We start from the raw sequence: 9002 nt of genomic DNA on the forward strand, positions 1-9002 counted from the left end.
TCAGCCGCCCAGCGCCGTGAGCAGGCCGCCCAGCGAGGCCGCCGCACCCACCGAGTCGACCAGCGGCGCCCAGCGTTCCAGGGCGCCGCGCAGCCGGGTCAGCACGGCCGGGCGGATCGCGCCCTCGTCCTCCAGTTCGCCGGCGGCCTCGTCCAGTTCGCCGTCGAGGGCCGACCGGTCGCTGCTGCGCGGCAGCCGGACGAGGGCGGCGCGGAGGTCCTGCACGGCCTCCAGCAGTTCCGCCGCCCCCGGGGCCTGTTCCGCCCCGCCGTGCCCGTGCGTGACGGTGTTGGTGTTGTTGCTGCCGCCGACGCTGAAGGCGCTGCCGCTGACGTCGCCGAACCGCACCGAGGGCCGGGCCTCTTCGTCCCCGCCGCCGATACCGGTGTCGCTGCCGTTATTTGCCACCGCTACTCCCCTTGCCCGTCTGACCGACGCTGTTGGTGTGCCCCGAGCCGCCGACGCTGAACGCGCTGCCGTGCACCGACTGGATGTACACCCCGCCGTCCGCGACGGTGACCGCGCGCTGCGCGAACTCCTCGGTGTGCCATCCCGCTTCGTGCAGGGCCTCGGTCACACCGGCCACCACCCGGTCCTGAATGGTCTTCAGGTACCGGTCGAGGTCCATGAGGTGGAAGATCGAGCCGTTGTCCTGCGAGGCCAGTTCGCGCACGGACGCGTACGGGCCGTCCGGGCGGGCCCCGCCGTGCCCGCCGGTGGCGATCCGCCACCAGCTGGTCAGGCCGCGGAACAGGGTGATGACGGCGGTCGCGAAGGAACCGGGGGTGTGCGCCATCGCCCACACCGCCTTGCCGAACCAGTGGTTGTTCAGGAACCGCTGCGCGTCGGCGTCGGCGTTCAGGAAGGACACCGGCAGGGGCAGCAACACGTGCGGCGCGACCTCCAGCATCAGCATGCCGCCCTGGGTGTGGACCCGTACGAACACGGTGACGACCAGGTTCTCGTCCCAGCCGCCGACCCGCACCCGCAGGAAGTGGCGGCGCAGCTCGCCGCCCTCCTCGACCGAGGCGGCCCGGTGCTCGGTGTAGGACCCGGGGTCGACCGGGGCGGCGTCGCGGTGCGGCAGCCCGGCGGCGGGCAGGAACACGCTCTCCTCGATGACCAGTTCGCGCAGCCGGTCCATGACGGCGTCCCGGGCCTGCGCGGAGCCGTGCGGGGAGGGCACCCGCAGCCGCTGGAGCCGGGGCACGACCTTGCCCAGGATCTGCGCGTTGTCGAGCGGGGTCGGCTTCCGGTCCGGGCCGAGGTCGGCGCGCGGGCGCAGCTCGACGGAGAGGTGCCAGGGCCGGTAGGGGTCGCCCGCCCCGCACAGCGGGTGGTTGATGTCGTACACGACCAGCGGCGACCACTGTTCGTTGCGGATGCGCCGGCGGATCCGCTCCAGGCGGGCGCCGGGTGCGGCCTCGGCGGGGTCGGTGGCCTGGTCGGCGTACCGGTGCGGGGACAGGTCGGTGGCGATGACCTTGGCGACCTGGCTGCGCTGCAATGCGACGAGGGTGACCAGGGCGGCACCCACGGCGGCCACGCCCCACAGGTAGGCGGTTTCCTCGCCGGCTTCGTCGAGCGCCAGCAGGGTGTCGTACCCGATCGTCTCGCCGAGGGCGTTCCCCAGCAGGAGCCCCACGCTGACGACGGCCACCACCGAGAGGATCACGGACACGACGACGTAGACCCGCAGCAGGGCGCCGAGGAAGCGCAACACCGGGTTGTCGCGGGAGCTCAGCCAGCCGGCCAGGCTCAGCATCAGGAACGGGACCAGCAGGAGCATCAGCGCCCAGTCGGTGAGCAGCAGGCCGACGAACCAGGCGCCGAGGACGGCGGCGGCCCAGCCGAGTTCGATCCGGCGGGCGCGCAGGGCGTGGGCGAGGACGCGGGCGGCGTCGAATCCGTAACTGGGGGCGGCGATGCGCTCCTCGTGGACGTACAGCTCGTCGATCACCCGGTCGCGGTAGCTGCCGTTGATGTAGGTGCCTGCGCAGAGCAGCCGCCCGGCCTCACTGGCCGAGGGGTGTACCGGGGGGCGTCCGTTGAGGGGATCGTCCCAGCCGCCGCCGACCGGCTGGGAGGGGAGGGGGATCTCGGGGATCCCGGGGATCTCGGTCACCGACCGACCTTATTTTTCCCCTACATGCACGGACAGGCATTTTCACGCCAAAACGCCCCGGCCAGGTTTGGCCGGGGCGTTTCGTCATTCGACTCGGGGGACGGCTCGGCTCGGGAGCCGGGCCGGGAGCCGGCTCAGATCAGGCCGAGCTCGCGAACCGCGTCGCGCTCCTCGACGAGCTCCGCGACGGAGGCGTCGATGCGGGTGCGGGAGAACTCGTTGATGTCCAGGCCCTGGACGATCTCGTACGCGCCGTCCTTGGTGGTGACGGGGAAGGAGGAGATGATGCCCTCCGGGACGCCGTAGGAGCCGTCCGACGGGATGCCCATGGAGGTCCAGTCGCCCGCGGCGGTGCCGTTGACCCAGGTGTACACGTGGTCGATGGCGGCGTTGGCGGCCGAGGCGGCCGAGGACGCGCCACGGGCCTCGATGATCGCGGCGCCGCGCTTGGCGACGGTCGGGATGAAGGTGTCGGCGAGCCACTGCTCGTCGTTGACGACCTCGGCGGCGTTCTTGCCGGCGATCTCCGCGTGGAAGATGTCCGGGTACTGGGTGGCCGAGTGGTTGCCCCAGATGGTCAGGCGCTTGATGTCGGAGACGGCGGCGCCGGTCTTGGCGGCCAGCTGCGAGATCGCGCGGTTGTGGTCCAGGCGGGTCATCGCGGTGAAGCGCTCGCGCGGTACGTCCGGCGCGGCGGCCTGGGCGATCAGGGCGTTGGTGTTGGCCGGGTTGCCGACGACCAGGACCTTGATGTCGTCCGCGGCGTGGTCGTTGATGGCCTTGCCCTGCGGCTTGAAGATGCCGCCGTTGGCGGCGAGCAGGTCGCCGCGCTCCATGCCCTTGGTGCGCGGGCGGGCGCCGACGAGCAGCGCGACGTTCGCACCGTCGAAGGCCTTGTTGGCGTCGTCGGTGATCTCGATGCCGCGCAGCAGCGGGAAGGCGCAGTCGTCGAGCTCCATGGCGGTGCCCTCGGCGGCCTTGAGGCCCTGCGGGATCTCGAGGAGGCGCAGGTTGACCGGCACGTCCGCGCCGAGCAGGTGGCCGGACGCGATGCGGAAGAGCAGCGCGTAACCGATCTGGCCGGCGGCGCCGGTGACGGTGACATTCACGGGAGTGCGGGTCATGGCCTTCTCCGTTAGACAGCTGGCGGTGGGACGTCCCTGCCCCATGTGCGCAGGCTATCCGACCGCAGGACTGCCCAACCCCCGGGTCCCTGTGGTGCGTGGCACACGTTCGGAGGGAGTTCGAAGGCCGGAGCGTTCTCCGGCCTTGCTCCACTCGCCTGTCAGCGGACGATGAACCGTACGGTGTTCTCCAGGAACGGGATCTCCAGCAGGGGCTTGGGCTCCATCACCAGGGCCAGCAGGGTGATCGCGATGCCGAGGATCCCGTACGTGACCATGTCGGTGAACCGGGACCGGACCGCGAGCATGCCCACCGAGGGCAGCACCTGACGCAGCACCGAGGCCGCGATCAGCACCGCCCCGATCATCAGGCAGCCGATCCGGGGATGCCCGAGCGCGGTGAGCAGCAGCCCGGCCGCGGTCGCGGCGAGCACGCTGAGCATCGGCCACTGGCGGGCCGGCGCGGGCGCGTCCCCGGGTGCCGCGCGCCCGCCGCCTTCCGGGCGGGCGGTGTCACGGGTGACCTGGGGGAACCGCCGGGACCTCCGCTCGCCGCCGCCCTGCCCGCCGGACGCGTCCTGGCCGCCGGATCCGCCGTGGGCGACGGGCCCGCCCTGGCCGGCGGGCCCGTTCTGGCCCGGGGGCTCGGCGGGTCCGCCGGGTCCGGCCTGGCCCTGCTGCCGGTCAGCCCGCACTGGTCGCCCGTTCGGCCGCTTCGACGACGTTGACCAGGAGCTGGGCGCGGGTCATCGGGCCCACCCCGCCCGGGTTCGGGGAGATCCAGCCGGCCACCTGGGCCACCCCCGGGTGCACATCGCCGACGATCTTCCCGTCCTCGTCACGGCTGACGCCGACGTCGAGGACGGCCGCGCCGGGCTTCACGTCCTCCGGCTTGACCAGGTGCGGGACACCGGCGGCCGCGACCACGATGTCGGCCTGCCGCAGCAGCCCGGACAGGTCACGGGTGCCGGTGTGGCACAGGGTGACGGTGGCGTTCTCCGACTTGCGGGTGAGCAGCAGGCCGATGGACCGGCCCACGGTGATGCCGCGGCCGAGGACCACCACGTGCGCGCCGTTGATCTCCACGCCGTGGTGGCGGAGCAGTTCCACGATGCCGTACGGGGTGCAGGGCAGCGGGCCGGGCTCGTTCAGCACCAGCCGCCCGAGCGACATCGGGTGCAGGCCGTCGGCGTCCTTGAGCGGGTCCATCAGTTCCAGGACCCGGTTGGTGTCGATGCCCTTGGGGAGCGGCAGTTGCACGATGTAGCCGGTGCACGCCGGGTCCTCGTTGAGTTCCCGGACGACCGCCTCGATCTCCTCCTGGGTGGCCGTCGCGGGCAGTTCGCGCCGGATGGACTCGATGCCGACCTCGGCGCAGTCCTTGTGCTTTCCGTTGACGTACCAGCGGCTGCCCGGATCGTCGCCGACCAACAGGGTGCCGAGGCCGGGGGTGACACCCCGGGCCTTGAGCGCCTCGACGCGGGTGGTCAGTTCGGACTTGATCGCGGCTGCGGTGGCCTTGCCGTCGAGAATCTGGGCGGTCATGTTCCCATCCTTCCGGATGGACCCGCCCCGGTTCCAGTCAGCGGACCGGTCGGGTGGACAAACGGAGTCCCACAGTCATTGCACTTGCACAACAAGTCACCCGGCGGACACGCCCCGACTGGACAAGCCCTCGAGGATGCCACCACGATGGCCGGAAGTAGTGCCGCGGGCAGTGCCGGGGGGCGGACCGCACCGCGAGAAGTTCCTCCGCGCGAGCCGCGCGTCCCCGCACTCCCACGGAGGAACACCCCATATGAGCTTCGGCGATCCGAACAACCCCTACGGACAGCAGCCGCAGGGCGGCCAGCCCCAGTACGGCTACCCGCAGGCCCCGCAGGGCATCCCGCCGCAGGCCGGCTACGGCTACCCGCAGCAGGCCATGCCGGCCTATCCGGCGGGCCCGGGCGCCGGTTACCCGGCCGGAATGCCCGTCTCGATGCCGGGCGGGGTGGTCGCGGCTCGCGTCATCCTGTTCATCCAGGGCGGCCTCACGGCTCTCTTCGGCGTGCTCATCGCCGTCGGCGGCGGGATCTTCGCCGCCGCCCTCTCCGACTCCGGCTCCTCCTCCGCGGAGGACGCGGGTGCGATCGCCGGCGGCGTCGCCGTGATCGGGGGCCTCATCCTGGTCGCCCTCTCGCTGTGGCCGATCCTGACGGCCGCCAAGATGAGCAAGGGCCGCGCCGGTGTCCGGGTCTCCGGCATCGTCTTCGGCTCGCTCCAGGCCCTGTTCGCCGGCATCGGCCTGCTGATCAACCTGATCGCGCTGTCGGATCCGCACGCCTTGGTCGGCTCGATCGTGTTCTCCATGATCCTGACGCTGATCAACCTGGCTCTGAGCATCTGGATCATCGCCGGTCTGGCCAACTCGGCCGCGGGCGCCTACTTCCGCCGCCCGTAACACCTTCCGGACACTGCCGGATACGGCGAAGGCCGCGCCCCGCATCGCTCGCGGGGACGCGGCCTTCGCCGTACGTACTGCGGATCAGTGGAAGAAGTGCCGGGTCCCGGTGAAGTACATGGTCACCCCGGCCGCCTTGGCGGCCTCCACGACCTGCTCGTCCCGGACCGAACCACCCGGCTGGACCACGGCCTTGATGCCCGCGGACGTGAGGATCTCCAGGCCGTCCGGGAACGGGAAGAACGCGTCCGAAGCGGCGTACGAGCCCTGCGCGCGCTCGGCGCCCGCCCGCTCGACCGCGAGCTTCGCCGAGTCGACCCGGTTCACCTGGCCCATGCCGACGCCGACCGAGGCGCCGTCCTTGGCCAGCAGGATCGCGTTCGACTTGACGGCCCGGCAGGCCCTCCAGGCGAAGGCCAGCTCGGCCAGCTCGCTCTCCGACAGGGCCTCGCCCGTCGCCAGGGTCCAGCGGGCCGGGTCGTCGCCCTCGGCCTGGAGCAGGTCGGACTGCTGGAGCAGCACGCCGCCGCTGATCGGCTTCAGGTCACCGGGCTGGTGCGGGGAGCCCTCCACCTTCAGCACCCGGATGTTCTTCTTCCGGGCCAGCACCTCGACGGCCCCGTCCTCGTACGCCGGGGCCGCGATCACCTCGGTGAAGATCTCCGCCACCTGCTCGGCGAGCTCGACGGTCACCGGACGGTTGACGGCGATCACGCCGCCGAAGGCCGACAGCGGGTCGCAGGCGTGCGCCTTGCGGTGCGCCTCGGCGACGTCCGCGCCGACCGCGATCCCGCACGGGTTGGCGTGCTTGATGATCGCGACACAGGGCTCGTCGTGGTCGTAGGCGGCCCGGCGGGCGGCCTCGGTGTCCACGTAGTTGTTGAAGGACATCTCCTTGCCGTGCAGCTGCTCGGCATTGGCGAGCCCGCCCGGCTGCCCGTCGGTGTAGAGCGCGGCGGCCTGGTGCGGGTTCTCCCCGTACCGCAGACCGGCCTTGCGCTCCCACGCCCCGGCCAGGAACTCGGGCAGCGCGCCCTCCGCCTCCGGCGCGTACGCATTCGTGAACCAGGAGGCGACGGCCACGTCGTACGCGGCGGTGTGCTGGAACGCCTCGGCGGCGAGCCGCTTGCGGGCGGTCAGCTCGAAGCCGCCGCCCTGGGCGGCCGCGAGGACATCGGCGTACCGGGCAGGGCTGGTGACCACGGCGACGGACGGGTGGTTCTTGGCCGCGGCGCGGACCATCGACGGGCCGCCGATGTCGATCTGCTCCACGCATTCGTCGGGCGTGGCGCCGGAGGCGACGGTCTCCCGGAACGGGTACAGATTGACCACGACGAGGTCGAAGGGCTCGACCCCGAGCTCGGCGAGCTGCTCGCGGTGGCTGTCCAGCCGCAGGTCGGCGAGGATCCCGGCGTGCACGCGCGGGTGCAGGGTCTTGACCCGGCCGTCCAGGCACTCGGGGAAGCCGGTGAGCTCCTCGACCTTGGTGACGGGCACCCCGGCGGCCGCGATCTTCGAAGCGGTCGACCCGGTCGAGACGAGGGAGACACCCGCCTCGTGCAGCCCGCGGGCGAGCTCCTCCAGCCCGGTCTTGTCGTACACGCTGATGAGCGCCCGGCGGATCGCCCGCTTCGTGGTGGCTTCGGTCGTGCCTTCGGCGGTCACTGGATCGTTACCTTTCGTCCCTCAATGCGGTAGCCGTGCCGGGCCAGTCGCCCCACGACATCGACGAGCAGCCTGCGCTCGACTTCCTTGATGCGCTCATGGAGAGCGGCTTCGTCGTCCCCGTCCCGGATCTCGACGACACCCTGGGCGATGATCGGACCGGTGTCCACGCCGGCGTCCACGAAATGGACGGTGCAGCCGGTGACCTTCGCGCCGTAGGCGAGGGCGTCCCGCACGCCGTGCGCGCCGGGGAAGGCGGGGAGCAGGGCCGGGTGCGTGTTGACGAACCGGCCCCCGAAACGCGCGAGGAATTCCTTCCCCACGATCTTCATGAACCCGGCCGACACCACGAGGTCCGGCTCGTAGGCCTCGGTGGCCTCGGTCAGCGCCCGGTCCCACTCCTCGCGGGTGGCGTACTTCTTCACGGGGCACACGAACGTCGGAATCCCGGCCCGCTCGGCCCGCTCGAGCCCGACGATCCCCTCCCGGTCCGCCCCCACGGCCACGACGCGCGCGCCGAACCCTTCGGGCCCCCCGGGATCGGAGTCGATGGCATCAAGCAGGGCCTGGAGGTTGGTGCCGGAACCGGAGACCAGCACGACCAGGCGGGAGACGGCCATGAGGGCCCTTTCTCGCGGGTGCGTCTTATGCGATCGTACGAAACTCCGGGTCCCCGATTTACGGGGGACCATACGAAGCCACCGACCGCCTGCAACGATACCGGCACACCGGACGGCCCCCGAGGGACGGTCCCCTGCCCGCGGGGTAGCGTCTGGCACAACAACGCATTCACCCACACCACAGGGGAAGAAACGCACCCGATGCCGGACCGCCGCCAGTCCTCCACCCCGCCGCCCGCGCCGAACGGCGACGACCAGCCGGACAACCCGTTCGCGGCTCCCCCGGAGGGGCGCCCCGACCAGCCGTGGCAGCCACGCAACGGCGCGGACGAGCACCAGCGACGCGAGGACCCGGCCGGCGGCGGCACCAGCGGCCCCTCCCGCTGGGACCCCACCGACCCGATCCAGCGCCGCGCCCGGTACGCGCTGCTCGCCGGCATGTGGGGCTTCTTCTTCGGCCTGTTCGGCATCCCCTCGATGGGGCTGCTGCTGGGCGCGCTGGCCCTGTACTGGGGCATCAGCGCACTCCGCGGCAAGCCGAAGCCGGCCGAGGGCGGCGCGACGCAGACCGCCCCGCTGCCCGCCGCGTACGTGCGGCCGCAGCGGACGGCGGCGGTGAGCGGGCTGGTGACGGCGTGTCTGGCACTGCTCTTCGCGGCGGGCTCGTACACGCTGCAGATCGTCTACAAGGACTTCTACGTCTGCCGGGACGACGCGCTGACCCAGACGGCAGAACTGAAGTGCAACGACGAACTCCCCAAACCCCTCCGCGGCCTCCTCGGCGTCCAGCCCTAACCCCTCCAGCCCCGCCATCGTTTGAGGCGTCCCACCCACCCACCCGCCGGGGGCATCTCCAGCCCCGCCGGGGGCATCCTCAGCCTCGCCGGCGTTTGGGGCGCCCCACCCACCCGCCGGGGGGCATCTCCAGCCCCGCCGGAGCCGGAGCCATCTCCAGCCTCGCCGGCGTTTGAGGCGCGGGGGTCCACGGGGCGGTGGCCGGTGAGCCGATCGAGGTCGTGGGAGAC

General features: G+C 72.0%; 9 protein-coding genes. 2 read left to right on the forward strand and 7 right to left on the reverse strand.

The genetic code is table 11. The features are described from left to right. The 5 genes from AB0447_RS24375 to AB0447_RS24395 all read right to left on the reverse strand — a co-directional run bounded on the left by AB0447_RS24375 (position 1) and on the right by AB0447_RS24395 (position 4794). A complete protein-coding gene (locus AB0447_RS24375; RefSeq protein WP_366478847.1) occupies positions 1-408 on the reverse strand; it encodes a hypothetical protein in 408 nt (135 codons plus the stop codon). After that, positions 398-2125, reverse strand: a complete 1728-nt coding sequence (locus AB0447_RS24380; RefSeq protein WP_366478848.1) for a hypothetical protein — start codon at positions 2123-2125, stop codon at positions 398-400. Before AB0447_RS24380 ends, AB0447_RS24375 begins: the two co-directional genes overlap by 11 nt. A gap of 134 nt (positions 2126-2259) precedes the next feature. Next, complete coding sequence (locus AB0447_RS24385) at positions 2260-3249, reverse strand: malate dehydrogenase (protein WP_366478849.1); 990 nt, start codon at positions 3247-3249, stop codon at positions 2260-2262. A 161-nt stretch (positions 3250-3410) separates the two neighbouring features. Next, positions 3411-3944 (reverse strand): DUF3017 domain-containing protein, encoded by a 534-nt coding sequence (locus tag AB0447_RS24390; RefSeq protein WP_366478850.1) that lies wholly within the window; start codon positions 3942-3944, stop codon positions 3411-3413. Next, on the reverse strand, positions 3934-4794 hold the full coding sequence (locus AB0447_RS24395; protein ID WP_366478851.1) for a bifunctional methylenetetrahydrofolate dehydrogenase/methenyltetrahydrofolate cyclohydrolase: 861 nt from the start codon (positions 4792-4794) through the stop codon (positions 3934-3936). Before AB0447_RS24395 ends, AB0447_RS24390 begins: the two co-directional genes overlap by 11 nt. A gap of 253 nt (positions 4795-5047) precedes the next feature. Between AB0447_RS24395 and AB0447_RS24400 the strand changes: the two genes are divergently transcribed. Beyond that, positions 5048-5692 (forward strand): hypothetical protein, encoded by a 645-nt coding sequence (locus tag AB0447_RS24400; protein WP_366478852.1) that lies wholly within the window; start codon positions 5048-5050, stop codon positions 5690-5692. A gap of 84 nt (positions 5693-5776) precedes the next feature. Here AB0447_RS24400 and purH read toward each other — a convergent pair whose 3' ends face one another. Continuing rightward, positions 5777-7357, reverse strand: coding sequence for a bifunctional phosphoribosylaminoimidazolecarboxamide formyltransferase/IMP cyclohydrolase (gene purH / locus AB0447_RS24405; protein ID WP_366478853.1), 1581 nt, complete (start codon positions 7355-7357; stop codon positions 5777-5779). Beyond that, positions 7354-7977 (reverse strand): phosphoribosylglycinamide formyltransferase, encoded by a 624-nt coding sequence (gene purN / locus AB0447_RS24410; RefSeq protein ID WP_366478854.1) that lies wholly within the window; start codon positions 7975-7977, stop codon positions 7354-7356. The genes purH and purN overlap by 4 nt, the downstream gene beginning before the upstream one ends. A 201-nt stretch (positions 7978-8178) precedes the next feature. On the opposite strand from purN, the gene AB0447_RS24415 reads away from it, so the two are divergent. After that, positions 8179-8772, forward strand: a complete 594-nt coding sequence (locus AB0447_RS24415; RefSeq protein ID WP_366478855.1) for a hypothetical protein — start codon at positions 8179-8181, stop codon at positions 8770-8772. The last annotated feature ends 230 nt before the right edge of the window (positions 8773-9002 follow it).

Source organism: Streptomyces sp. NPDC051211 (assembly GCF_040689505.1).
Classification (GTDB): Bacteria; Actinomycetota; Actinomycetes; order Streptomycetales; family Streptomycetaceae; genus Streptomyces.

Bases quoted from the DNA above. Each gene is read 5' to 3' on its own strand.
- AB0447_RS24385 (WP_366478849.1), bottom strand. From the start codon at position 3,249: ATGACCCGCACTCCCGTGAATGTCACCGTCACCGGCGCCGCCGGCCAG.
- AB0447_RS24395 (WP_366478851.1), bottom strand. From the start codon at position 4,794: ATGACCGCCCAGATTCTCGACGGCAAGGCCACCGCAGCCGCGATCAAG.
- AB0447_RS24400 (WP_366478852.1), top strand. From the start codon at position 5,048: ATGAGCTTCGGCGATCCGAACAACCCCTACGGACAGCAGCCGCAGGGC.
- purN (WP_366478854.1), bottom strand. From the start codon at position 7,977: ATGGCCGTCTCCCGCCTGGTCGTGCTGGTCTCCGGTTCCGGCACCAAC.
- AB0447_RS24415 (WP_366478855.1), top strand. From the start codon at position 8,179: ATGCCGGACCGCCGCCAGTCCTCCACCCCGCCGCCCGCGCCGAACGGC.